Source organism: Vibrio makurazakiensis, from assembly GCF_050337375.1.
GTDB classification, from domain to species: Bacteria; Pseudomonadota; Gammaproteobacteria; order Enterobacterales; family Vibrionaceae; genus Vibrio; species Vibrio makurazakiensis.
The window spans coordinates 1-24,783 of the sequence record NZ_JAKJSW010000051.1 but is presented as its reverse complement, the minus strand read 5'-3'; the positions used below and the strand labels follow the sequence as shown (position 1 = coordinate 24,783).

24 protein-coding genes and 1 pseudogene are annotated in these 24,783 nt (G+C 42.9%); 16 read left to right on the top strand and 9 right to left on the bottom strand.

Annotation, left to right across the window (positions count from 1 at the left end):
- Positions 1–9: 9 nt before the first annotated feature.
- Positions 10–924, bottom strand: a complete 915-nt coding sequence (locus tag L4C33_RS08170; protein ID WP_428811938.1) for an SDR family NAD(P)-dependent oxidoreductase — start codon at positions 922–924, stop codon at positions 10–12.
- Positions 925–1,090: 166 nt separating this feature from the next.
- Between L4C33_RS08170 and L4C33_RS08165 the strand changes: the two genes are divergently transcribed.
- The gene (locus tag L4C33_RS08165; protein ID WP_428811937.1) at positions 1,091–1,972 is read left to right on the top strand and encodes a LysR family transcriptional regulator; all 882 of its coding nucleotides are present in this window, start codon (positions 1,091–1,093) and stop codon (positions 1,970–1,972) included.
- Positions 1,973–2,031: 59 nt separating this feature from the next.
- On the opposite strand, the gene L4C33_RS08160 is transcribed toward L4C33_RS08165, so the two are convergent.
- On the bottom strand, positions 2,032–2,919 hold the full coding sequence (locus L4C33_RS08160) for a LysR family transcriptional regulator (protein ID WP_428811936.1): 888 nt from the start codon (positions 2,917–2,919) through the stop codon (positions 2,032–2,034).
- Positions 2,920–3,060: 141 nt separating this feature from the next.
- Between L4C33_RS08160 and L4C33_RS08155 the strand changes: the two genes are divergently transcribed.
- The 5 genes from L4C33_RS08155 (at position 3,061) to L4C33_RS08135 (ending at position 8,514) form a co-directional block, all read left to right on the top strand.
- Complete coding sequence (locus L4C33_RS08155) at positions 3,061–3,693, top strand: FMN-dependent NADH-azoreductase (RefSeq protein ID WP_428811935.1); 633 nt, start codon at positions 3,061–3,063, stop codon at positions 3,691–3,693.
- Positions 3,694–3,719: 26 nt separating this feature from the next.
- On the top strand, positions 3,720–4,769 hold the full coding sequence (locus L4C33_RS08150) for an NADP-dependent oxidoreductase (protein WP_428811934.1): 1,050 nt from the start codon (positions 3,720–3,722) through the stop codon (positions 4,767–4,769).
- Between the two features lie 162 nt (positions 4,770–4,931).
- The gene (locus L4C33_RS08145) at positions 4,932–5,402 is read left to right on the top strand and encodes a PaaI family thioesterase (protein ID WP_428811933.1); all 471 of its coding nucleotides are present in this window, start codon (positions 4,932–4,934) and stop codon (positions 5,400–5,402) included.
- A gap of 386 nt (positions 5,403–5,788) precedes the next feature.
- Positions 5,789–7,768 carry a methyl-accepting chemotaxis protein gene (locus L4C33_RS08140; protein WP_428811932.1) on the top strand — a complete coding sequence of 660 codons (1,980 nt, stop codon included), beginning with the start codon at positions 5,789–5,791 and terminating at the stop codon, positions 7,766–7,768.
- Positions 7,769–8,049: 281 nt separating this feature from the next.
- Complete coding sequence (locus L4C33_RS08135) at positions 8,050–8,514, top strand: hypothetical protein (RefSeq protein WP_428811931.1); 465 nt, start codon at positions 8,050–8,052, stop codon at positions 8,512–8,514.
- Between the two features lie 220 nt (positions 8,515–8,734).
- Here L4C33_RS08135 and L4C33_RS08130 read toward each other — a convergent pair whose 3' ends face one another.
- Positions 8,735–9,682 (bottom strand): LysR substrate-binding domain-containing protein, encoded by a 948-nt coding sequence (locus tag L4C33_RS08130; protein WP_428811930.1) that lies wholly within the window; start codon positions 9,680–9,682, stop codon positions 8,735–8,737.
- 147 nt (positions 9,683–9,829) lie between these two features.
- Here L4C33_RS08130 and L4C33_RS08125 point away from each other — a divergent pair, with 147 nt between their 5' ends.
- The 4 genes from L4C33_RS08125 (at position 9,830) to L4C33_RS08110 (ending at position 14,748) form a co-directional block, all read left to right on the top strand.
- Positions 9,830–11,263, top strand: a complete 1,434-nt coding sequence (locus tag L4C33_RS08125) for a Mur ligase family protein (protein ID WP_428811929.1) — start codon at positions 9,830–9,832, stop codon at positions 11,261–11,263.
- A gap of 65 nt (positions 11,264–11,328) precedes the next feature.
- Entirely contained in the window at positions 11,329–12,519 is a 1,191-nt protein-coding gene (locus L4C33_RS08120; RefSeq protein ID WP_428811940.1) for a D-alanyl-D-alanine carboxypeptidase family protein, read from the top strand.
- Complete coding sequence (locus L4C33_RS08115) at positions 12,516–13,745, top strand: MFS transporter (RefSeq protein ID WP_428811928.1); 1,230 nt, start codon at positions 12,516–12,518, stop codon at positions 13,743–13,745. The genes L4C33_RS08120 and L4C33_RS08115 overlap by 4 nt, the downstream gene beginning before the upstream one ends.
- A gap of 181 nt (positions 13,746–13,926) precedes the next feature.
- Positions 13,927–14,748 carry an arylamine N-acetyltransferase family protein gene (locus L4C33_RS08110; RefSeq protein WP_428811927.1) on the top strand — a complete coding sequence of 274 codons (822 nt, stop codon included), beginning with the start codon at positions 13,927–13,929 and terminating at the stop codon, positions 14,746–14,748.
- 60 nt (positions 14,749–14,808) lie between these two features.
- Here the strand turns inward: L4C33_RS08110 and L4C33_RS08105 are convergent, their stop codons facing one another.
- Positions 14,809–15,207 (bottom strand): RidA family protein, encoded by a 399-nt coding sequence (locus L4C33_RS08105; protein ID WP_428811926.1) that lies wholly within the window; start codon positions 15,205–15,207, stop codon positions 14,809–14,811.
- A gap of 202 nt (positions 15,208–15,409) precedes the next feature.
- Here L4C33_RS08105 and L4C33_RS08100 point away from each other — a divergent pair, with 202 nt between their 5' ends.
- The gene (locus L4C33_RS08100; protein WP_428811925.1) at positions 15,410–16,060 is read left to right on the top strand and encodes a TetR/AcrR family transcriptional regulator; all 651 of its coding nucleotides are present in this window, start codon (positions 15,410–15,412) and stop codon (positions 16,058–16,060) included.
- A 60-nt stretch (positions 16,061–16,120) separates the two neighbouring features.
- Positions 16,121–16,630: an SRPBCC family protein gene (locus tag L4C33_RS08095; protein ID WP_428811924.1), complete on the top strand. Its 510-nt coding sequence runs from the start codon at positions 16,121–16,123 to the stop codon at positions 16,628–16,630.
- 253 nt (positions 16,631–16,883) lie between these two features.
- Here the strand turns inward: L4C33_RS08095 and L4C33_RS08090 are convergent, their stop codons facing one another.
- Positions 16,884–17,582, bottom strand: a complete 699-nt coding sequence (locus tag L4C33_RS08090) for a glutathione S-transferase family protein (protein WP_428811923.1) — start codon at positions 17,580–17,582, stop codon at positions 16,884–16,886.
- A 250-nt stretch (positions 17,583–17,832) separates the two neighbouring features.
- Between L4C33_RS08090 and L4C33_RS08085 the strand changes: the two genes are divergently transcribed.
- Together L4C33_RS08085 and L4C33_RS08080 are read left to right on the top strand one after the other, a co-directional pair.
- Positions 17,833–19,002 (top strand): MerR family transcriptional regulator, encoded by a 1,170-nt coding sequence (locus L4C33_RS08085; RefSeq protein WP_428811922.1) that lies wholly within the window; start codon positions 17,833–17,835, stop codon positions 19,000–19,002.
- 17 nt (positions 19,003–19,019) lie between these two features.
- Positions 19,020–19,556, top strand: coding sequence for a GNAT family N-acetyltransferase (locus L4C33_RS08080; RefSeq protein WP_428811939.1), 537 nt, complete (start codon positions 19,020–19,022; stop codon positions 19,554–19,556).
- A 31-nt stretch (positions 19,557–19,587) separates the two neighbouring features.
- Here the strand turns inward: L4C33_RS08080 and L4C33_RS08075 are convergent, their stop codons facing one another.
- Positions 19,588–20,259 (bottom strand): HAD family hydrolase, encoded by a 672-nt coding sequence (locus tag L4C33_RS08075; protein ID WP_428811921.1) that lies wholly within the window; start codon positions 20,257–20,259, stop codon positions 19,588–19,590.
- Positions 20,260–20,649 (bottom strand): NUDIX hydrolase, encoded by a 390-nt coding sequence (locus L4C33_RS08070; protein ID WP_428811920.1) that lies wholly within the window; start codon positions 20,647–20,649, stop codon positions 20,260–20,262.
- A gap of 667 nt (positions 20,650–21,316) precedes the next feature.
- Here L4C33_RS08070 and L4C33_RS08065 point away from each other — a divergent pair.
- Complete coding sequence (locus tag L4C33_RS08065; RefSeq protein ID WP_428811919.1) at positions 21,317–21,787, top strand: TetR/AcrR family transcriptional regulator; 471 nt, start codon at positions 21,317–21,319, stop codon at positions 21,785–21,787.
- Positions 21,788–21,942: 155 nt separating this feature from the next.
- Entirely contained in the window at positions 21,943–23,019 is a 1,077-nt protein-coding gene (locus tag L4C33_RS08060; protein ID WP_428811918.1) for a TMEM43 family protein, read from the top strand.
- A gap of 136 nt (positions 23,020–23,155) precedes the next feature.
- On the opposite strand, the gene L4C33_RS08055 is transcribed toward L4C33_RS08060, so the two are convergent.
- Positions 23,156–24,439: a dicarboxylate/amino acid:cation symporter gene (locus L4C33_RS08055; protein ID WP_428811917.1), complete on the bottom strand. Its 1,284-nt coding sequence runs from the start codon at positions 24,437–24,439 to the stop codon at positions 23,156–23,158.
- A 183-nt stretch (positions 24,440–24,622) separates the two neighbouring features.
- Positions 24,623–24,783 (bottom strand): annotated as a pseudogene (locus L4C33_RS08050) (S-(hydroxymethyl)glutathione dehydrogenase); the annotation flags it as partial.

Here is a 24,783-nt window from a genome sequence, read left to right as displayed (position 1 = left end):
CGGTAATACTCAATTGATAAAGCGATGAATGGCTTTATTGGCATTATCTTGAAAGACCTGATTTTTCAATTCAGAAAAAAGAGTACTTTGATCAACGATGGGACCCGAAATACCAGATTGGCTGCCGTAGAATGAGCCGCTCTTATAGGTGTTATCGACCAAAGCAGTGACAAAACGTTTAGCCCCTACCTCAACCTTGTGCACCTTTCCGAACAGTGACATCAATTGAAGCATCGACGCGAACATCAATCTCTTTAATACGGGCAGGCTACTCAGTGCTTGCGTTCCTTTGGTTCCACCTGGACTCATCGTTACAAATCGAATCTCAGGATATTGACGAGAAATAGAAGACATCCACATCGCGGCCATGTACTTAGTCGGGCCATAGGGAATTTGGGAATCTTCGATATTTCCAAAAAATGTACCATCACAAATAGAAGCAAACTCATCGACTGAAGATGTTTTAAGATCTGGAGCGTTCATCCCCATTTCTTTTACACCTCTTGCAGCTTCGGACCCGGCATATAAAGCGACTTTGGTTAATTTTTTAGCTTTTAATAGTTCTTCAGTGAGTACGACATGGCCCAATACATTGACCGCAAACTGTTGAATAACTCCGTCGGCAGTCTTTTGGTTGAACTCTTTTCCTCCTGCACCTCCGGCATTCATTACCAAAGCCTCTATTGGAGACTCTAATGAAGCAACAGCCAGCTTCACAGAGTTAAGGTCTGCTACATCCATGATTAAAATCTCAAATATCGACTTCCCCGTTAACTCCTCCAGTTCCTTCTTCGCAGCCAGAGCTTTGGCTTCATTTCGACATCCGAGGTATATTTTTTCAGTGCCTTCTAATAAGGCTAACTGACGGGCAGACTCTTTGCCTAATCCACCGTTAGCACCGGTGATCAAAATACTCTTTAACATAAAACTATCTCACTTATTCGGCTATGCGTTATGAAGCCACTAGGGTGGCTCGTTGACTCAGTCACACTAAGATAGTGGTTGTAATGATAAAAAGATAGCTGTGTTATTTTGTTAAAATGATAGGTTTAAGTTATCGTGTTACTAGAGGAAGAGTAGGGGTTAATCGATGACGAATGAACAATTGAAGGCTTTTTTAGCGGTAGCTGATCAAGGAAGTTTTAGAAAAGCAGCCAAGAGCATCTATAAAACGCAAGCAGCCGTGAGTGCAGCAATAAAAAACTTAGAAGAGAAGTATGACGTTTTACTTTTTAATCGAGATGAATACCGACCGACATTAACCTCTGCGGGAGAGGCCTTTTATCATAATGCGAAGCTCACTATGGAGCACTTCAATCGCCTAGATAAAATGGGTCATCAGCTTACCAAAGGAATTGAGCCAAAATTTACAATCGTAGCCAGTATTGTATTTCCACTTCCTGCTTTGTTAGCGAAGATAAAACCGATAATCGATAATTTCCCACATACTCAATTTAAGGTTTATACGGAATCGCTTAATGGCGTGGTGGAGCGTATTGACGCGGAAGAGGCTGACCTCGCATTTGGCCCAGAGATAGGGCTGAATGTTAACCATGAGCGGCTCGCTGTCGCCAAAGTTGTTATTGTGAATGTCGCTGCGCCAGGTTATTTCCCTCCAAACTCTAAGGGGAGTATCAGCCTTGAAGAAGTCGATGATTATGAACAAATTGTCATTCGGGATAGCGCGCAGCACTCTGAAAAAGCTTCTTACCATATTACTTCCGGCCGAGAGGCGTGGAGCGTGAATGACTTTGCTACCAAGAAAGAATTGATCATAGCAGGACTTGGATGGGGAGGTATTCCAGAGCATTTAATAAAAGATGAGCTTGAAGACGGCCGCTTGGTTGCAGTAAGCATTGAAGGGATACCTGAACGATCTTATGGGGACTTGTATATGTTCAGGAATAGGAAACATCAACAAGGCCCCGTCGCAACACAGCTGTGGAACGAACTTGTCGCCATTTACGAGTAAGTTATCGCTCCTGTTAACCCGCCCCATTTTTCTACTTAGTTGAACAGGTTGGCTTAGGTTTAACTAAAGGTATGGCTCAACGTTGTCACTATGGCGTCGCTGACTACTTTCAATCGTTTTGAGTTGATGGTTGATTGGGGAGAGACCAGTGACACGGGCACATCCATATAACGCCAATCTTTTAGGATCCTGATAAGCCTTCCTGTTTCTAGGTCATCTTTGCATAAAAATGTGGGTAGTGCGGAAACACCAACTCCAGATAGCGTTAGCTTGTGCACACTTGTGATTTGATTTGTTTCTACGACAAGTGGAGTTTTTACTATTTCGGTTACGTCGTCTTTGGTGAGTCGCCAAACCTGATTGGTACTTTTTGAACCGAGCCCTAAACATCTGACGTTGAGTAAGTCACTGGGGTGATTCACTTCAATCTGGTCATAATATTGCTTAGACACAGCAGTGATTGGCTCTATATAACCAATGTTCCTAACTCGTAGGTTACTTTCTTCTAGAGGGCCGATTCGAATTGCAAAATCGTAGCCCTCGCCAATCAAATCAATTTTATTGTTGGTGCTATGAATGATGATCTTGAGCTTTGGGTATTGTTCACAAAGTGATTGGATGCAAGAAGAGAGCAAAAACACTTCGAAATCTTCTGGAACGGTAATTTTGACCGTACCTGAAATGTCGTTGTCCATTCCATAAAGAGACTTCTCAGCCTCTTCAATATTTTGAACTGGGCCTAGGCAAGACTCGTAAAACAACCGTCCAGCTTCTGTCAGGCTTTGTTTTCGCGTAGAGCGTACTAGCAGCTTTGTCCCTGTGTTTTCTTCAAGTTTAGTGACGGCTTTACTGAGGCTAGATTTAGGAACTTTAAGTGCCTCTGCTGCTTTGGTGAAGCTACCAAATTTTACAATGTTGACGAAGTAATAGATTAACTGGATGTCCATTGTTTCTCCTAGGAAACAGTGAAATTCAAAAATGACGGATTATCAACAATGTAATATCAGTCAATAATGTTCTCAACCGAAAAGATAGTAAGAGTTGAAGTCACCGCAGATTTCATCACGATAAATAGGAAGAGATCCATTATGACAACTGAAACTAAGAAAGTTCTAATCATCAAATCTAGCCCAACCGCCGATCACTCTGTTTCAAATTCTATGGCCGATTATTTGGCAGCGCAATTAAACGATAAGTCGCAACAGTATGACTTTAAAATTCGCGATTTAGCAAAAACACCAGCGCCTATCTACGATTCTGAAATTCTGCAGGCATTTTATACACCCGCTGAACAGCTAACAGACAAGCAGTTAGAGATTGTAAGCCCTTCTCTTGAATACATTGAAGAACTCAATACCGCAGACATTATTGTCATTGCATCACCTATGCATAACTTCGGTATTACTACTTTGCTTAAGTCCTACATCGACCAGATTTGCCGCATTGGAATGACTTTCAAATACCACGCACATGGCCCAGAGGGATTAATTAAAGGTAAGCAAGCAGTCATTATTAGCAGTGCGGGTGGTAACTTCCGAACGGAAACAGAAAAGCACAAAGACTTTCAAACGCCTTATCTAAATCATGTTCTGAACTTTATCGGAATTGAAGATGTAAACACCGTTTATGTACATGGTATGGGGCTCGGTGAAGAAGCGGCTGCGATGTCAACGAAGCAAGCGCAGCAAAACTTAGTCTCATTGGCTTTAAACACTCTTTAATCTCTCGCTAATAACAAGGAAGAACTATGTCTAAGTCAATGAATGCGTCTAACTCAATGAACCTGCCTAAATCAATGAAAGCCGCAGTAATTAAAAACTGGGGAAGCAGTAGCGAGTTTGAGATAGCTGACCTTTCAGTTCCTGCAATTGGCCCTACTGACGTTTTGGTTAAAGTCGCGTACTCGGGGCTGAACCCGGCAGACTGGAAAATTAGAGCAGGGCATTTAAAAGCGCATATGGCAGAGAAGTCTTTTCCTCTTGCCATAGGGCTAGATGCTGCTGGAACCGTTGTCGAAGTTGGTGAGTCGGTGACTGGTATTTCGATAGGCGATCGTGTTGCAAGTGGCTCTAACTTATTTGAACAAGGAAAGCATGGCTCTTATGCACAATATCTGTCAGTCGCACAAAGTCATGTCACGAAACTACCTGAGTCTGTCGATTTTAAAACTGCGGCGTCTTTACCCATTGCTGCATTAACGGCTTGGCAGGCTCTATTTAGCCAAGACAAAGGTCAGCTTACTTCTGCCGAAGGAAAAAAAGTGCTGATCAATGGCGCTTCAGGTGGTGTGGGTAGCTTTGCAGTTCAACTTGCTAAGTGGCAAGGAGCTGAAGTCGCGACAACATGCAGTGGGCGCAACATTGATTACGTGACTCAATTAGGTTCTGACTTAGCGATTGATTATCAAACTCAGAATATTAGCCGGTCTATATTGGAGTGGGCACCAGAAGGGCTAGATTTGATTATTGATGTGGTTAGCGGCAATTCAATTGATGATCCTATTTCATTATTGAAGCCTGGCGGAAAGCTCGTGAGTATCGCCACAATAACGGAAGATGGGGATATAAACGCCAGCATCCAAGATGCTCAGGAGCGTGGTCGTGAGAAGATCTTCGCTTACCTTAATGATGAAAGCTTCTCCCAAGACTTAGAGCGTGTTCTCGAACTTGTTGAGCAGCAGGTAATTGTACCTCCACAGATCCAAAGTATCCCAATGTCAGACGTGGCTGCTGCTCATGAGCGACTAGAAAGTGGCAGTGCTCGCGGGAAATTAGTGCTGGAAGTAGAGGGTTCTTAGATTGAGTGCTTCTGCATAGGTTACCCATGACTGCTCTGGCTACCGCTAGAGTGGTCATTGTTGTGCCTGTTACTAAATTAACTTTTGCTTTAACTATCCTGTGGTAAGGCTATCTAACATCCATAATGAGTAGGACGACAACCGATATTTAGGAAGGTATGCATGGCTGAGCGACAGAATTTTCAGGACTTAATCCCAAACAATCATTGTTTTGGCTGCGGGAAAGAGAATAAAGACGGGTTACAAATCAAAAGCTATTGGCTGGGCGAGGAAAAGTCAGAGTGTATATTCATGCCTTCCCCTCAACATTGTGCTGGCCCAACTCACTTCTTAAATGGTGGAGTGATATCAACCATCATTGATTGTCATTGTGTATGCACCGCCATAGCCAAAGGTTATCAATTGGCTGAGCGCGAAATAGGGCAAGGGGATCTCGTTTGGTTTGCTACCGGGAAGCTTGACGTGACCTTTTTAAAGCCAGTTGCAATAAATAAACCGGTTCAGTTAGTCGCAACAATTTTAGAGGCAAAGGCAAGTAAAGTCGTTTTGACTTGTCAGTTATTTTCAGAGGGAGAAGTGTGCGTAAAGAGCGACGTTGTTGCCGTAAGAGTCCCTAATTCCTGGTTTGAATGATGCTTAAGAGTGATAGTGAAACCGAGTTGGAGATTTTGTCAGTTTTTCTTTCTTCAAAAGGGCGCGGTGAGAGAGAAGCGAATATTATGATATATGTCAATAAAGTGTTAACTAGTGTGATCTTTCTAGCGATATGTATAACGAAAAAAACTAGTTCGTCTAATCTATATTACGGCTTGCTTATTCGTCGTTCTGTTATCTTTTTTGTGAATGTATTTATAGATTTGAGACGACTTCATTGATTTGCAGCAAGGTTATTAGCGTATACTCATAAAGGGTTATTGATGTGATACGGTATAATCAATACTTTTGGAGCTTAAATAGCCGCACGTAAAATGTGGGCTTGAAAATAAGACGTAAAGTCAGTGTCTAGCTAGGGAATCATTATGAATATCTCGGATCTCTCGTTTAAGAGAAAAATTCTCCTTTTATTAACGTTGCCAATTTTAGGCTTCCTTTGGATGAGCACATCCTCTATCTCTCAAAGCATTTCGACGACAAATGAAATGAGCTCTCTTAACCAGTTAACGCGATTATCTGTCGTGTACAGTGAACTGGTTCATGAGTTGCAAAAAGAACGAGGGATGACCGCAGGTTACCTTGGCTCTAAAGGTACTAAGTTTGTCAATGAATTGAGCTCGCAGAGACGTGCCGCCGACGGTAAACGTTCACAGCGAGAAAGCTACTGGCAGTCAGAAAATATTGAAATTAATGAGATTAACCAGCTCAATAATTCGATTAGCCAAGGGCTAAGCCAAATCAATTCAATTCGAAGCCGAGTCGACTCTCAGTCTATTCCGTTATCTGAAGCGCTAGCGTATTACACTCAACTTAACGCAAAACTTCTTAGCGTGTCTGAGCTGATTGCTGAATTAAGCACAGATGCAACTATCTCTACCGAAACCATTGCTTACTACAATTTCCTTCAAGGTAAAGAGCGCGCTGGTATTGAGCGAGCAGTGCTGAACAATACATTCTCAAAAAATGAGTTTGGCCCGGGAATGTTAGTGAAATTTATCTCTCTCGTGACTCAGCAAGAGACTTACTTTTCAAATTTCAAAGTATTAAGCAACCAAGACAACATCAACTTTTTTGAGCAACAATTACAAGACGCATCAGTGACAGAAGTTGAAAAGCTACGCCAATTAGCCAAGTCTAAAATGAGTGGCTTCGATGTTGATCCTGTGTATTGGTTTACCCAAGCTACAGGGCGTATTGTTCAGCTTAAGAGTGCTGAAAATAAAATCGCAGACTCACTGATTACGTTAACAGAACAAAAAGCGAAAGATGCTCAGGCGTCGATGCTGATTAATATTATTGCGTGTGCATTGATCACTTTGATTGCCGCGATTATTAGTTTCCTAATCATCAAGGATCTTTCTGCTCGAGTTAAAAACCTAACCTCTGTAATGGCATCGGTAAGAGATGAGAATGACCTAACAGTTCGCGCTTCTCATATTGATGGAAGTGAATTAGGTCAAATATCGGCATCACTTAACAACACGTTAGAGAAGTTCGCGAGCGTGATTGATAACTTGTCTAATTCGAGCATGACACTCGCATCGGCTGCGGAAGAAACTTCTCAAACTTGCCAATACAACTCAACATCGATGATCGAGCAACAAGACCAGATTGGTTTGATTGCGACGGCGACAGAAGAGCTTTCAGCGACGGTTAGTGAAGTGGCGAGCAAAACTCAGCAAACTGCGGAGTCGGCTAAGCTAGCGGATGATCAAGCACAAGGTGGTTTAGGTACCGTTCAGAAGTCTTATCAATCTATTGAAAGCCTTGCTTCTGAAATCGATAGCCTAGCAGCGAAAATTACGCATTTGCATGAAAGTAGCACCAACATTAACAACGTGATTGACGTGATTAAATCGGTTGCTGAACAAACGAACCTACTGGCACTAAATGCTGCAATTGAAGCTGCGCGTGCTGGTGAACAGGGCCGTGGCTTCGCCGTGGTTGCCGATGAAGTTCGAACACTTGCACAGCGTACACAAGAGTCTACTTCTGAAATCGAAGGCTTTATTTCTTCTCTACAATCTGACGTAGAGGGTGCGTTTAGCGTGATTGATAACAGCCAGAAGAAAGCGTCACAAGCCGTTGAGGATTCAAGAGAAGTCGAGCATACACTGCAAGCTATCTCTGAGTCGGTTAGCGAAATTTTCAATATGGCAGACCAGATAGCGACAGCAACGGAAGAGCAAGCTGTAGTGACACAAGATATCGCACAAAATGTTATGACCGTGGAAGAGAAATCAACAGAATCAACTACAGGCGCAACTCAGATTGCTTCAACGGCAAGAGAGCAAGCCGAGCTGGCAACGTCTCTTAAAAATCTGGCGAGCACATTTAAAAGTTAGAAAATTAAAGGTCGGAACGCTACTTTATAAACGCTCTAGCTTGCTAGAGCGTTTTTTGTATGGCGTAACGTTTGGATAGCTGTTGTTCTATTTGAAACTGACATTACCCTGACATCACTAGCCTCTTACGTTATAACATCGCAATCTCTGTTTTGTTGCGATTAATCATTCTTCCCCTATACACCTTCCTTACCTTCTAGATTCGATTTTAATATCCAATTTTAGGTTTAGGGTAATTGTATTTTTTAATTGCACACTGTTTTATATTTTTGGAGGTATTGATGAAATACATTATTTTCCCTTTGTGCTTATTGTCGATAAATGTGGTATCTGCTGAGCTTGAGCATTACGTTAACTTTGGTATTTCTGATGGGTATACAGCTCTATACGACTCAAGTTTTACCCCTAGTATTGGTTATCATGTGGTAAGTGGTAAGGCGCACCGTTGGAGCGCGACTGTTTCACATGCCGTTGATTACAATTACACAACTATGGTGGGTGCTTATGACTACTTATATAGTGTTGCTCCAAAGTGGGCACTATTGGTAGGCGCCTCGACGGGTTACTCGCACTCAGATGTTGATGATGGTGTGTTAGCTGGTGGACGCGTTGGTGCTATGTATGAGGCTGCAAAGAATCTAAAATTAGAGTTTGGTTACCGTGCCGAAGATACCATCGATAACTGGAAGAACAGGGATATGTCGAGGATTGAAACTCTATACTTTGGTGTAAATATGAAAGTCTAGCTTCGTAAGGCGTAAACGTAATATATACAGCGTGAGTACTTGTAGTGTGCTTCATCTCAATCATAAATTGGTTTGATTGCGACGGTTAAATTAGCGGGTGCTCAACATCAAGAGAGCAAGCCGAGCTGGCAACGTCTCTTAAAAATCTGGCGAGCACATTTAAAATGTTAGTCACAGATAATCTCTCAGTTAAACGAATAAAACGCCCTAGCTAAGTTGTTTAGCTGGGGCTTTTTTCTGCCCGTAGTTCTTGGACGCGATCTTGGATGATGGTTTGTACTAGCTGGCTTATCCAGGCGATCCTTGGGTGTGTGGCGTTTCGCTTTAGCGTGACCATCTCTATATCAAAATCGGGTATATCTATTGGGGGCTCACATAGTGTTAGTTCGTCACTGATGAGTTCTGAACGCCCCACCATTTCAGCCATGACGGCTAAGGTTCTTCGCCCTGAAAGCATTCGTCGAATGGTGAAAAATCGAGAAGTTCCGAGCACGACGTTCCGTTCTACACCCAAGTTTTCAAGCGTAGAGTCGACTTGGCTAGTCAGGTTTTGATTGGCCGTGATGATCATTTGGGGCGTGCTTAGATATGTATCAAGTGGGATGGGAAGTGGAGTCTTTAATACTTGATTATCAAAGGTACATAAGTGTTTTTCACGGTAAAGAAAGGTGCTTTCTACGTGTGGTGGAAGCCCTTGAAATACGCCAATGCACAAGTCGGTATCTTGTTGCTCCAACAGTTCGACACAGTTTTCGCTGTCTAGGGGCTTTAACAATACTTTACTGTTTGGCGCGACCTTTTGCAGAGTGTCGAAGATTTCTGGTCCGAAAATCTGCTCAGCATAATCGCTCACACCGATGATGAATTTTCCTTGGTATTCCTCTGGCTTAAACTCACTGGTGGGTAAAATGTCTTGTGTGAAGATCGCTAGTATTTGTTGGACTTTCGGAGCGACTTCTAGTGCCCGAGTGGTTGGGAGCATTAAGTTGCCTTGGCGCTCAAACAAAGGGTCATCGAGTAGCTGTCTTAACCTTTTTAGGTTGTAACTGGTAGCCGGTTGGCCTAAATGGAGCTCTTTGGACGCCGATGAAACACTTCCTAGGCGAAATAAAGCATCAAACGTCAGCATCAAGTTTAAGTCGATCCCACGCCAGTTTAATTCTTTCATCTGTTTACCTTACTTCGCATCTATTTGATTACGGGTTATCAATATTACTAATAGTGGTCATTGATTTGTTCAATTTCATCGATTCACCTTCTGGAAATATACTCAACTCAATCAAAAAATCCTAGTGAATCAATAGAGATAAAGCGGATGTTGAATGAGAAGTTAAAAGGATATCTAGAGAAACTGTCACAACTTTCTGTGAGACGTTTTTTAACCAACAGTGAAGAAATTACACCCAATGATGTGTTTGTCTGTCGTGAGGGTATGGCGCATGACAGTCACGGTTATGTTGATAGTGCGATAAAAAATGGCGCAATTGCGGTGATCGCGACGAAGCCAGTAAACGCTCCTGTCCCTGTCTTCATAACGGACAGTTATTACCAGAGCCTATCGTTGATTAAGGCTTTCTATTTGTATCCTCACCATAAAATTCGCCACCTTGGTGTAACGGGAACTAACGGAAAAACGACGGTCGCGTATGGGCTTAATCAAATTCTCAATCAGTCTATTTCTAGTGCTTATATTGGCACGCTTGGTGCCGAGTTTTCAGGTCAGAAGAGCATACTCGGCAACACAACGCCAGACAGCGTGACCCTGTTGAATTTGTTTAGTGACATGGTGAAGCAGCACGTGCAATGCAACGTCATGGAACTTAGTAGCCATGCCCTCGCGCAGGATAGGGCTGGTTTTGTGCCTTTAGAGGTTGGGGTGGTGACGAACATTGGCCGCGATCACCTAGATTATCACCGAACCTTAGATGGCTATGTGCAAGCCAAACTACAAATTTTAGATCGTATAAAACCGAATGGCTTTGCAATCATTAATCTAGATGACGCTCATGCTCAGGTTGCCATTGAGCGATCCAAATACCGAGTGCAGACGTTGACATTTTCGATAGAAAACAGCGAAGCGGATGTTTATGCGACGGAGGTAAAGGTGAGCCGAATTGGGGCTGAATTTACTTTGAACTTTCGAGGTAGTAGCAAAACCATCCGTTCAAAAATGCCTTTTCTCTTCAACGTAGAAAACTCATTGGCAATGGCTTCATCATTACTCGCGCTCGGTTGGTCTTTTTTGAAAGTAGCCGTGGCATTAGAGAGTGTAGTTTGTCCCGAAGGGCGTGCTAATTACCTGACATTGAAGAGTGGTGCGGTGGCACTTGTCGACTATGCGCATAACTACGACGGGCTACAGGCGCTCTATCAAGGCTTAACAAGCCCAGTGTCAGAGAAAGTGATTACGGTGGTTGGCGTGACGGGTGATCGAATTCAAGATGCCGCTGAAATTGGCAGGCTTTGTGCCGAACATTCTGATGTTGTGATGTTTACTTCTGATAACCCACTAGGGGAAATGCAAGAAGACATCTTTCGAGCTTTGACTTCACAGGTAGGCGATACCCTGTGTTATGAGATTAGCGACAGACAAGAAGCGATTCGTTTAGCCAAACAGTTGAGCCGCAAAGGGGACTTGATCCTAGTTTGTGGCAAAGGAACAGAAACCCACCAACACATTACGACCAATAAAGTGGGTCGACAAAGTTACATGGGTGATATCGCAGCTTTATCTTTGGAGGATGCGTAATGGCCTCATCAAACACGGTTTCATTAACTCTGAATGTTCAAAATCCCAAAACCTTTCTTAGAACGATGCTACCGCTAAGATCGCTAAGTGTTGCTTCTTTGGCTTTGCTAGCGAGCGCTCCTGTGCTCGCGGTGGTGACGCCTAATCCGCCAGAACTCCAGGCGAAAGGTTATGTATTAATGGACTTTCAGTCGGGAGCGATTATAGCCGAGCAGAATGCGCGATCTATTTTGGCTCCTGCGAGCCTTACCAAGTTGATGACGGCTTATGTGATAGGCCAAGAGATCAATGCTGGGCGATTGAACTGGGAAGATAAGGTCACAGTGAGTGAGCAAGCTTGGTCTGCGAAGTTTCCTGAATCCTCCAAAATGTTCATTCAACCTGGCGATGAGATTTCCGTCTCTAATTTGATGCGAGGCGTAATAATTCAGTCGGGGAACGACGCCTCAGTTGCGCTAGCAGAGCATGTCGCGGGAAGCGAGAAGGCATTTGTTAGCTTGATGAACGGTTGGGCGCAATCTCTTGGTATGCAAGATACTCAATTTGTTAATGCCCACGGCTTAGATAGCGAAGGTATTCAAACCTCGCCACTCGATATGGCTCAGTTAATGAAGTCTATTATTAACGATGTGCCAAGTGTTTATGCGTTGTACCAAGAAAGAGTGTTTGAGTGGGGAGGTATTACTCAGTACAACCGAAATAAATTGTTGTGGGATAAATCCATTCAGGTCGATGGCGGTAAAACCGGGTATACCGAAAAGGCTGGTTTCAGTTTAGTCAGCTCTGCCACTGAGGGGAGTATGCGACTTATTTCGGTGGTTATGGGAACTCGCAGTCAGCAATCACGAACCAGCTCATCTAAAAGTTTATTGAATTATGGCTTTCGATTTTACGATACCAAGCAACTGCGCAATAAAGGGCAAATAGAGTCTGGAGTTCGTGTTTGGAAAGGCGATATGGATAGTGTGAGTGCAAGTGTATCTGAGGATGTTTATCTAACGTTACCGAGGGGAATGATTGAACGATTAGACAAAAAAATCGTGCTGAATACGCCTCTCATTGCGCCGATCTCGCAGGGAGATACCGTGGGTGAAGTGTTGTGGACGAATAACGATGCAGTGGTCGCACGCTCCCCGCTACTCGCAGATGCTGATATTCAGCCGGCCACTTGGTTTGGCCGTTTTCTGGATACGCTTAAATTGTGGGTAAACACTTTATTTTCTGACCTAACAGCAAGTCTCGGAGGTAAAGAATGATGGCTGAAACGTCGGTGCCATCCATGTGGCATAACCGTAACTACTTGCGTTTGTTATCTGCTCAAATCATTTCACTGATCGGAACCGGTATGAGTTCCATCTGTTTGGCACTCTTGGCGTATGATTTAGCCGGCGAAGAAGCGGGCATGGTACTTAGTATCGCCTTCGCACTAAAGATGCTTGCTTATATTGGGCTAGCCCCTGTTTTCGGGGTTATCGCTCATCGCTTACCAAAACGGCAAACGTTAGTGGCGTTAGACTTGGTTAGAGCTTTGATGTTTGTATGCTTACCTTTCGTCACTGAAGTATGGGAAGTGTATGTGCTGATGTTCGTCATTAATGCATGTTCGGCTGGTTTCACACCGTTGTTTCAATCGACATTACCGTTAGTACTACCCGAGAAAACCCAATACGCCAAAGCTCTATCTTTCAGTCGTATGGCTTACGACTTAGAGCAGATTTTTAGCCCTATGCTGACGGCTTTATTGCTAAGTCTAATTGGTTTTAGGCAGCTCTTTATGCTTGATGCAGCGACCTTTTTGTTGTCTGGTGTTTTGATCTTATTGTGTACTTTACCCAGCTTGAAAAATACTGTCGATCACACGCGAAGTGAGCGGAAGTTAAGCGTGTTAAAGGGAATGAAAGATTACCTCAATAAACCCACTTTACGCGCATTATGGTTTGCGTATTTAGCTGCGGCGAGTGCTTCTGCAATGGTTTTAGTGAATACCGTTATTTATGTGCACGAAGTACTTCATGGGGACGAAACTCAAACAGCATTGGCGATGATGGTGGTTGGGCTCGGTTCGATTTTGATGGCATTGAGGTTACCCAAATGGCTAGAAAGGCACTCCCCTCAGCACTTTCATTGGGTGGGACTGGGGACTATTTGCGTCTCTTTTGTTTTGGGGAGTTTGACTCCGGGCTGGGTTGGATTTGGCTTGATGTGTTTGGCTATGGGAGTGGGGATGTCATGTATTCAAACTTCGGCGGGACTGCTCATTACAGAAGCTTGTGGCAATGAAGATACTGCTCCTTATTTCGCTGCCCACTTTTCACTGACGCATTTTTGGTGGCTGTTTACGTACCTAAGTGCGGGACTGAGTGTTAAGTTCTTTGGGTTAAGCGTGGGCTATCTAATTATGGGCGGAGTATGTGTACTGAGCTGCGTTATGTATGCAGCAGTGAGTAATCACGAGCAGCAAGAGTCTCATATTAGAAAATAAATTTCATATTCTGAACAGGAAATAAAGGGGAAGCCGATGCAATTCTCAGGTTTATAAATAACCTATTGACCTCAAGTTAGGTTTAGGTTTTATGGTGTGTGTCATCTCAATAATAAATGGGTTTGAAGCTTGTAGGTTGTTGTTCATTCCGCTCGCTATAACCGCACCAGAGGCTTAAATAATGATGAATACTAAAGATCTATCCGCATACTTTTCAAAAGTGGGTTTAGTCGATAATCCTTCAGTTAGTGTTAAAGGCTTAGCTGAGTTACATCATGCTCAGCATCGTAAAATGCCTTTTGAGAATTTTGATATTCAACTCGGAAAAGGCGTATCAGTAGAGTTAGAGGATATTGTTCAAAAACTAGTTTACAGCGAGCGAGGTGGTTATTGCTTTGAATTGAACGAACTGATGTATCAAGTACTGGATACATCAGGCTTTAAGGTGACAAGGCAACTTGCACGAGTTCATAAAGGGCCAACACCGACAGGCCGTAGCCATCAGTTTTCGCTGGTGGATCTCGATGGCGAGTTATGGATAGTGGATACTGGTTTTGGTTCTCATACACCACGAGCACCACTGCCACTGAATTTCGATGTCGACATTCATACTGACATTCAAACGTTTCGTTTTGTGAAGGATGAGGTGTTTGGTTCTATGCTGCAGATATTTGAAAAGAATGAAGAAGGGGATATGCATTGGCAAAACCTTTACAGTTTTGATTTTGCGCACGTTTGCCCTGGGGATATCCACACCAGTAACTTTTTCGTATCTAGCTATCCTGAATCCTTCTTCTTCAAAAACCGGATTGCTTCATGCCCAACAGAGCATGGCGTTGCCATATTGTTCAACCACAACCTGAAATTAATCACTAATGGGGTGGTGGAAGAATTAGAACTGCAAGAAGATGATTCTTACTTAGCTGCTGTAAAACAACATTTTGGTATTGAATTAGGCGAGACCGTTAATGTTCTTAAGGCTATACCTGAACCTATGCAGTAAGCAGCTGTATTTTAGGTGAGTGAGCTCCGAAATCGTGCTGCAAGGATCTCACTCTAAACGTTAGCGATGATCGTCGCTAACAATGGCTTCAGCTTCTATTTCTATTCGCCATTCAGAGTTAATAAAGCGGCTTACTTCTACAACGGTGTCGACGGGTTGTATATCTTTGAAGTATTTGCCGCGAACTTTAGCAACTTCAGGCCAGTCATCAATATTCGTTAGCATTACTCTGGTGCGGACGACGTCACTCAAACTGCTCCCAGCGCTTTCGAGTGCCGCTTTTATGGTCTGAATACATCGCTCTGTTTGTTGAGCAGGATTGCCGATACCAACGGTGAGCCCTTGTTCATCAATAGGAGCAGTACCTCCAACCGAAATATGATTACCAACCCTGACCGCACGTGAAAAACCAATAATTGGAGCGTAAGGGCTCGAACTTGGAATTAAAACTCTTCTCATAGAACACCTCTTTCTATAGACGGTAGTCGTCACTTTTTAATCTGTCTACATGGCTACCTAACTAGCTCATTTCTATCAATATGTACTTTGCTCTCTTTGACGTGCTGCGAGGTCTTATTGATCTTTTTATAAAAAGATCTTTACAAGTGACTGGTGGTCTCTTATCTTAATTAAAAGACTGGTGGTCACTTAATGGGTAAATATGAACTGGCAAAGAGCAAGATCAGACGAAAAGAAAAATGAAAGGAAAGAAGCCATTTATAAGGCGGCACTAACCTTGTTCAAAAAGAATGGCTATGAAAAGGTCAGCTTTAATGGAATCGCGACGGAAGCTGGTTTTACCAAGTCCAATATGTATCGCTATTTCAGTTCTAAAGAGGAGGTATTTCTTAATATTTTTGCTGATCTATTTTTGCTGTGGAAAGAAGACTGCGCACATCGACTTCAATCATTAGAACAAGAGGCGAATGTAAAAGATTTTGCTGAGGTCTGGGTGGAATCTAATTTATCTCACCCGCAGTTTTTAGATTTGACCCCGATCCTATTTGTATCGCTAGAAAACAACAGCTCATATGAACAACTGCTGGAATTTAAACAATTATCAGCCACCTTACTGTACCAACTAGCGGCAGACGTAAGCCGAGTTTATCCGGATCTTCAAGGTGAAAAAGCGTTTCAATTTTTAACGCTAAGCTTCGCCGCAACGTCGACTTATTGGGCGGCGGAGTCGCAGCAAAATGATGCGTTACAACGAATCTATCAGCTTGAAGCTTTTCAGGATATGAAACCAAATTTTAAGAAGAATTTATCTAATTCCGTTGAAATTATCTTACGTGGATTACAAGCCAAATAAGGTACAGCTTCGGAAACTCTCACTATTTTTTACACAATACATCTAAATAAGGACATTGTTATGCCACATCAAATTGAGAAAAAAATCCAAGTAAAAGTTCCTGCAAACAAGCTATGGCAAGTGATGTCTGACTTTTGCAGTGTTGAAAATTACGCATTAACGATTAAGGCGTCACCTATCATCAATGACATTCATTCAGGGCTTGGAGCAAAGCGCTTATGTACGTTTAATGATGGGACAACGTTAGTGGAAGAAATTGTGGAGTATGACGAAGGTCGTCGAATGAAAATTGTACTGTCAGAGTATTCGATGCCCCTAAAAAGTATGTCAGTCGAGATGGCTGTTAAGTCTATCAACGATGATACAAGCGAATTAACCATGTCATCGGAATTTGTGGTCAAAGCGGGCCCTGCGGGTTGGGTTATGGGTAAGTTGGTTATGGAACCGATGATGAAGGGCGTCTTCAAAAAGCTAATGAGTGGTTTGGCGTACTACACTGAAACAGGCGAAAGGATTGACTCAAAGTTACCTGCTGGTGAACAGATGAACCGTATTGTTGTCAGTGGCTAGCATTGATTTACGACGGTTGTTCTACGCCAGTTGATCTACTACTACAGACCCAAAATAACAGAGCTACTATATAACTGAGTGACTACAACTGAGGTGCTCTCTATCCATGAGTACAATGCTGCTACCGGGTCTCTGTTTATATTCCGGCGGGTGTAAACTGGACTCGTTGCCACTGAAAAGAGCATTTATCTTTGTATGGAAATAGGGGCGATATTCGCCCCCACACTTACTCTTCTATTTTTATTTTCATTTGTTACCCGCAGCAACTGGTGGAGCCACAACCGCCTTGTTGCTGAATGTCTTTACCTTCCGCAAGGTACGTATTAGCTAGGTAGAAATTGCCAAACAGTTCGACGAAGTCTTCTGATACGGACTTTTCAACTAGCCCAGTTTCCAGCAAGTTTTTCTGCCATGCCTGCATTTTTGGTAGACCACATAAGAAGTCATATCCCACCTTTTCTTTTACGATGGCCGCACGGTGTAGCAAAGGAATCCATGCCATATCGACATTGCTCAACTCGTTTGATTTGAAGAATTGAGTGTCGCCTGACAGCTTATCCTCGGCTTTCTTAAACGCTTTGATGAGCTTTTCAGAACGTTCCGCAAACGTCTCGCCGTTCTTGCTGCTCATGGTGCCACATTGCGCTAAGTAGTGTTTCGACCCTAGATAGCTCCATGCTCTATCTAAAGCGCGCTGTTCATTGGTGACGTTATTCTCTAATGGACTAAATTCATCTTCGATGTATTCAATGATCGCATCAGACTCAAACAAGGTCGTGCCAGATTCAGTGATCAAAATCGGTACTTGCCCGTTTGGTGACACATCTAAAAACCATTGCGGCTTATCACTTAAGCTGATGTATTCAATTTCGTATGGGATTTGTTTTGCTTCAAGAGCGGCAGTAACACGTTGAACGAACGGACAAATTTTAAAACTAACTACTTTAATCATCTTTATTACCTAAATAGTGGGTTGGTTATGTCATTAAGCCGATTTGGCTGTCTTGTTACTCATAAGACGCGGCCACTTTTAGAAAGACGAAATTAATTTCGATTTTTATGAAAATATTTTTCGAGAGTCGTTATTTTCAGGGGCTTACTTTCTCGTCTGAATGTCATGGATTGAAAAAAGTTCTATATTGGTTATTGACCTGACTAAAGCTTCATAGTTTATCTTGCTTACCGAATTAAGAGGAAAGTGCATGTACCGCATATCAGAATTGGCTGCCCTTGTCGGGCTAAGTCGCTCAACGCTTCTCTATTATGGAAAGCTGGGTTTGATTAACTCAACCAGACAAAGCAATGGCTACCGAAGCTTTTCAGAGCGAGACCTACAGCGGGTGAGGTTGTTACAGCAACTTCAAGCGGGTGGGTTAACGCTCAAAGAATGCCAAGTGTGCCTGGATGAAAAAGTTGATCGGTCAATGCTTGAAAGCCGTTTGAAGCAGCTAGATGAAGAGATCGAGCAAAAGCGACGCTCTAGAGATTTACTCGCTGCAATGCTTGGTAGCGGAGGCATGAAAGAGTGGCATGAGTCAGCAGATAAGATAGCGCCCGATGCACACCTCGATTGGTTAATGAAGCAAGGCTTTGATGAAAAACAGGCTTTGCGATTGAAATGGTTATCGAAAGATATGAACGAACATGAGCAATACATGGCCGACTTTGAGCGTATTTTTGATGGGTTAGAACGGCTAGGGCCGGGAACGCCGCAAGATACTGAACACGCCCTGAGTCATCTTCCGTTTTCGCCTCAGTCATTGTTGGAAATCGGCTGTGGTAAAGGCGTAGCAACCCAAGTGCTCGCGTCTCAGATTAGTTGCGCGATGACTGCCATTGATAACGATGCTCCGGCGTTAGAGACACTAAAATTGCGCCTCACTGAGTTAGGTTTGGAAAGCAAGGTACAAACCGTTTGCGCCAGTATGACCGACTTACCATTTGAGAATACGTCGTTTGATGTGATTTGGAGTGAAGGAAGCGCTTATATCATGGGCGTCAAACAAGCGATGCAACAGTGGAAGCCATACTTGAATGCAGGTGGTGTGCTGGTGGTGAATGACTTGGTTTGGTCAACCGAAACACCAAGTCAATCCGCTTTGGAGTTCTGGCAAAAAGAATACCCAGATATGACAACGGCCGCTGAACGTATTCAACAGGCCAAAGCATTGGGGTATCAAGTTATCAATCAGTTCCCGTTAAGCCGAGAGGGCTGGGATGCTTACTATCAACCATTGAAACAGCGCCTCAAAACTTTGGAACCTGATATGGGCAACTCAGCGGCCTACCAAGATATGAAAAGAGAAGTAGAGAACTATTTCACAACTCAAAAAGAATATGACTATCAATTTTTCGTGCTTAGAAAAGCATAATTGGACAGATGAATATGATGAACTTTAGACAGTACCACCCGAGTGAAATTGGGACGATTAAACAACTTTATACAACCACATTTACCGACTCAGAAAGTGCAGAAGAAGGTAACAGTGTTGGGCAACTGAGTTACGACTTACTGACAACGACAAGCCCAAATGATTTCTATTGTTTTGTGGCAGAAAGCAATCAAACCATTATTGGCGCGGTGATTTTTTCAAAGTTATCCGCAGAGCACGCAAACAACGCGTATTTACTTTCGCCAATGGCAGTATGTACTCAAAACCAAAAACAAGGCGTAGGACAAAAGCTGATTAACTTTGGGCTTAATGAACTAAAAGCGAAGGGCGTTGAAACAGCGGTGACGTACGGCGATCCAAACTACTATTCGCGAGTTGGCTTTGAGGTAGTTGAGGAAAACATCATTAAAGCACCATTCCCATTGAGCTTCCCACACGGTTGGTTAGCGCAGTCTTTGACGGGTGAATCCATTATGCCAATTTTGGAAACACCAAAATGCGTTGAAGCGTTAAGCAAAGCTGAGTATTGGTAAATACTCGAAACAGCAATTGGTCATTTTAAAGTTATGGGGTGAGCTCCCAAGTTAAAATCGGCCAATTTGCTGTAGTCGCGTGCGCTGTGAGTTGAGGGCATGGGTTTACGGCATAGGCTTTATCGGCATCCAACAACAGCGGCAAATCGTTGTATGAGTCAGAATAGAAATGTGTTTCAGCATAATGAGTGTTGGTGCTTGTTAGCCAACTCTTTAAGCGAGTCACCTTTCCTTCCTTGAAGCTTGCAGTGCCGGAAATAAGCGGTGCATAACAACCTTCATCTTCAATGATTTCCGTTCCGATATAGTGTTCAATATTCAACATTCTCGCGATATGTTTGACCAAAAAGCTCGGTGAGGCAGAAATGATCAATAAAGTGATTGAGGGATCGGAATTTAAATCTTTGATTAGATTCTTGGCGCTAGGGAAGATCTTATCGATGATCATTGTATTGGTAAATTGCTGAGCCATCTGACTTATCTTGTCTACCGACATGTGCGCTAATGGCTGCATGCAGAACTCGATATAGTCATTCAGATTGAGCTCACCTTTATGGTACGACTGAATAAATTCGTCGTTTCTTGTAATGAACGTTGAATCGCTAATTAATTGGTTTTCGAGTAAATAGGCGTTCCATAGGCTGATTGAATCTACTGAAATTAGAGTTTTATCAAGGTCGAATATTATTAGTTGTTTCGTCATTTAAGCCCTCATTAACATTAGCTGTTTTAATGCCAATTTATCCGATGTTCTTTCTGGGAAACGTTGGTCTGTGATAGGAGACCATAATAGGGCATCAGCTTCAAAACAAGAGATCATGCCTTTCCATGAGTTTATGGAGTAGTAATGAACGATTTGTAGCTCTTCTGCTTGATTCTCCAATGTACACAAATAAGTAAAATCAGTAGCTTGAATACCAAGTTCTTCTTCAACTTCTCGTGTGAGAGCCTGTACTTGGGTTTCGCCTTTTTCAATATGGCCACCAGGAATCGTGACTCTTCCGGGCTCCGTTTTTTTATTATCAGCTCGTCGCTCTAACAGGATTTTATCTTTCTTATTCAAAATGAACGAAACGCATTCGTAGGAGATCATAATGGTATTATTGTTGTAATATTGTTACCGCATTGTATTTTGTTTGTGTTTTATGATCAACTATTGATAGCTTTGATAGTTAGTGTGCAGTTCAATCGTATTTAGGCTCAACAGAGCGATGTCTGCGATTATTTCTTAGAATGTGTTCTGAGTGTGAAGGTGGAAGTGCACATGCTGGGATGCTTAAGAGAACTGAACATGCATTAATGACTAATGCAAAAAGCCCGTGAGATTTACGTCTTTAGGCTGTTAAGTATTTCGTTTAAGCGGTGAGGTGTTTACTAAGCAGTGATGTAATGTATTCAGGAGCGATAGGTTTACCGTAAACGACTTGCTGATTGAGTAACCCAAGAATCAACGTATAAAGTATTTCAGCTTGGTCAGTATCGACGTATGCGCCGAGTAGGTTAAATATATGAATGAAGTTCTCTATCTTTTCCTGTACTGAAGCTTTGGAATGGTTCTTACCAGTGTTTTACCTTAAGTTGTTGATTAGCCATACCTTAAAAGAAGCGCCATATCGCCCAGACTCAGAGGTTTGAATTTACGCTAGTGTGAGCAGAATGGTCGCGATAACAACCAAGTGCCATTATGCTTTATCGCTACTTGGAGTTAGTGATTTCCTACATATAAGGTATAGTGCGTGAACGTTTAGTAGGGGAAAGTAATGGCTAGAATCAGCGCGGCAGAAATGGAAAAAAAGCAAAAACTGTATGATGAGCTGATCCTGAAGATCTTCTTGGCGGAAGGCTGGGATGCCGTGACGTACGACCGTATCTCTAAGGATATGGGCGTCACTAAGTCTTCCATACAGCGTTATTTCCCCAGCAAAATGCATTTCGCGACTGCATTACAAGGCAAGATATTTCCCGAAGCAATTCGATTAATTGATGTGAGCTCTAAAGAGCGTTTTTTTGAATCTTGGGAACGGTCACTACGAGAGAATCAAATTTTCAGAGAAAGTTTGCGCATCATTATGACCAATGCCATCGCCCCTGTAACAGCGCAGGCAACGCAGAATGCTATAACCCGTATTGCGCACTTACTTGCTCCTACTATTGGGGAAGAAGAGGCCAAAGCCGCTGTAGAGCTCGCCTTAGGTCGAACCTTGCTTCTTTATATCAATAACGAAATCTAGCCTCATATATTTGCTGACTTTCGTGATGTGACATTCACTTATTATAAGTATCCTGTATTGTAATTCCCTTCGTAAATTGTTTAAATACTCGCCTCAGATCATTATTGCGTACTGGTACTTAATGGTGGTGGGTTTTTGAATGTTGGGGGTGATGCATGAGTGATAATGAAGAAAATGGGTTTTCTGTAGAGAATGCTTTCAGTGAAACTATTGAACGAACATGGTTTGGGCGTATAGCCGAAGCTTTTAAAGGCATTGTCGCCGGTGTGATCCTCATTGTTATTGCCATTTTTGGTCTAAATCAAAACGAAGACCGATCTGACAAAAGAGAGAGCTCCCTCAATGAAGGTGCTGCGATCGTTAAGTCTGTAAGCGTTGATACTATTCTCGCGGAGAATGCTGGAAAACTTATCCATACGTCAGGAATGGTGGACACTGATGAAGTGCTGACTGACCCTGCTTTTAACGTGAGCGCGAATGCCTTACGTTTAGTTCGTGAAGTTCAAGTTTATCAGTGGGAAGAAGATACCAGCACCAAGACGGAGAAACAGTTGGGTGGCGGTGAAAAAGAGGTCACCACATACAGCTACCAAAAAGTTTGGGCTAACGGCTTGATTAACTCAAACTCATTTCGAGACAAGTCTTATAAAAACCCACAAAATGTCACATTTAACCAGGGTACTTTGGAAGCAAAAGAGATGGACTTTGGCGCGTTTTCATTTCCTCGGTCTTTAGCGAGAAAAATGGATGGGCTAGAGAAACTTGAAGTAGAGTCTGATACTGAAATCGGGCAACAAAGCTACGGGATGGTTTCATTTTATGATGGTGGCTACTATATCGGTGACGACCCTCAAGCCCCTCAGATTGGTGACATGCAGGTTCAATTTTACGTGATTGAGCCAGCCGTAGTGTCGGTTGTTGCTCAGCAAAATGGCAATACCTTACAAAGGTATAGAACAAAGGCCAGAGGCAGTATTTACTTATTAGAGTATGGGACAGAAAGTGCTGATGGAATGTTCGATATCGCACAGCGTGAAAATACATTTTGGACTTGGTTAGGGCGAGCTGTAGGGTGTGGTGTGATTTATTTAGGGTTTATCCTAGTCTTTAAACCTATCTCGGTGATTGCGGACTTTTTCCCTGTTGTAGGCAGTGTTATTGGTGGTGTCTTTAACGTGTTTTCTTTCATTCTTGCTTTAATCATGACGATATTTACCGTTATAACGGCCTAACTTCGGTTATAAAGCTCTTAGTTTCCGTTTACACAGTATGAATAAAAAACCCGTTAGTTAAAGCTAACGGGCTTTTTGTTTGGGGCTCTTTTACATGGAAGTAGAACTATCCTGATTATAGCTACTTAGAGTATCGCTATGCAGAGTAGATTTTGGTGGCGGAAAGCTCGACAGAAGGTTCTGGTTGTTTTTGCCATTTATCAATGACCAGTGCGGCAATCATATCGCCCTCGACATTGACGGCTGTACGGAACGTATCAAGTGGTCGTTCAATGATCAGTAAAATAGCAATCGCTTCTAGTGGGATCCCGGCGGCTAATAGAACCAATTGCATCCCAGACATGGAACCCGATGGCATTCCTGGCGCACCTACAGATGAGACCATTGCCATAATAAAAATCATTACTAGCCCTGATGTGGTCAAATCAACACCAAAAAGTTGTGCTAAAAATATCGCAGCTACACCTTCAAATAGCGCCGTTCCATCCATATTCATGACGGCACCAAGCGGTAATACCATACTGCTGGTACTTTGCGAGACTCCCAACTTTTCCTGAGCACTTTGCATAGCTAATGGCAATGTCGCAGAGCTTGATGATGTCGCAAATGCCATCGTCATTGGTGCGGCTATGGCTTTAAATAGAGTTGTATATTTAATGCCGGTCATCAGTTTCGCTATTGTCGGAAGGACGAGAGCACCATGAACAAAAGTTAGGGCAAACACCAGTAGAGCAAAGAGTGCGAGCTGTTCGAATAGCGATTCACCACCTCGAACTGTGAAATCAAAAACAATCGCAAATACGGCGAGTGGTGATAGGCGGATGATCCAACCCACAATGGTATTTACACTTTTATTGATGCCATTAAGCATTTCGAAGATCGGGTGCTTCTCAGGTAAAGATGAGAGTAGAGCAAGCCCCAGCATAAATGAAAACACCACGATAGCGAGTAAGTTTCCAGTCGTTAAAGCAGCAACTGGATTGACGAATGCCATATTCAAAAGCTTACTCGCGATGGCTGCGCCCCCTGCCGCGTCTTCACTGATTAACTGAACATTGTCACCAACCGGAGTGAGCTCAGTTAGTGGCTGCCAATCCGGTAGTAGTAACGACGCACTTAAGCCAAGAGAGATAGCAAGCAAGGTTGTAAAGCTGTAGAACAGTAACGTATTACGGCCGACCGCTTTTAAGCGTGTGATTGAGCCAATGCTTGTTATCCCTTGAAGTAACGAAAACATAACGACTAGGCCGACGACCATTTTTAGCAGGCCAATGTACGTGACTTTCCCTAGCATTAATAATTGATACCAATTTGCTTGGGTTGCCTCTACAGTGGGAGACAAGAAGAAGGCGATACTCCATGCAAGTAATGCAGCAAGCATCAATTGTAGAGGTAAAGAGGAACGAAGTTTGTACAACATAATAATGGCCCAGTTACAGGATTAAGATTTTTATTAAAGGTTTTGCCTTTAATAAAAATCTTGCTTCGAAAAAAAAGAAAGCCCGTTAAATAATCTCTAACGGACTTTCTATTTAGTTAATAAGCTTTGTGTTGATGGCGCTTTAAATATTAGCGCCATTAATACTAGTGCTTAATCTTTTGCTTACTTATCCATATGTAGAACAGTACGGATAGACTCGCCTTTGTGCATTAGGTCGAATGCTTCGTTAACGTCATCAAGACCCATAGTGTGAGTGATGAACTCTTGTAGTCCAAACTCACCCGCCATGTAACGGTTAACGATTTCTGGAAGCTCAGAGCGGC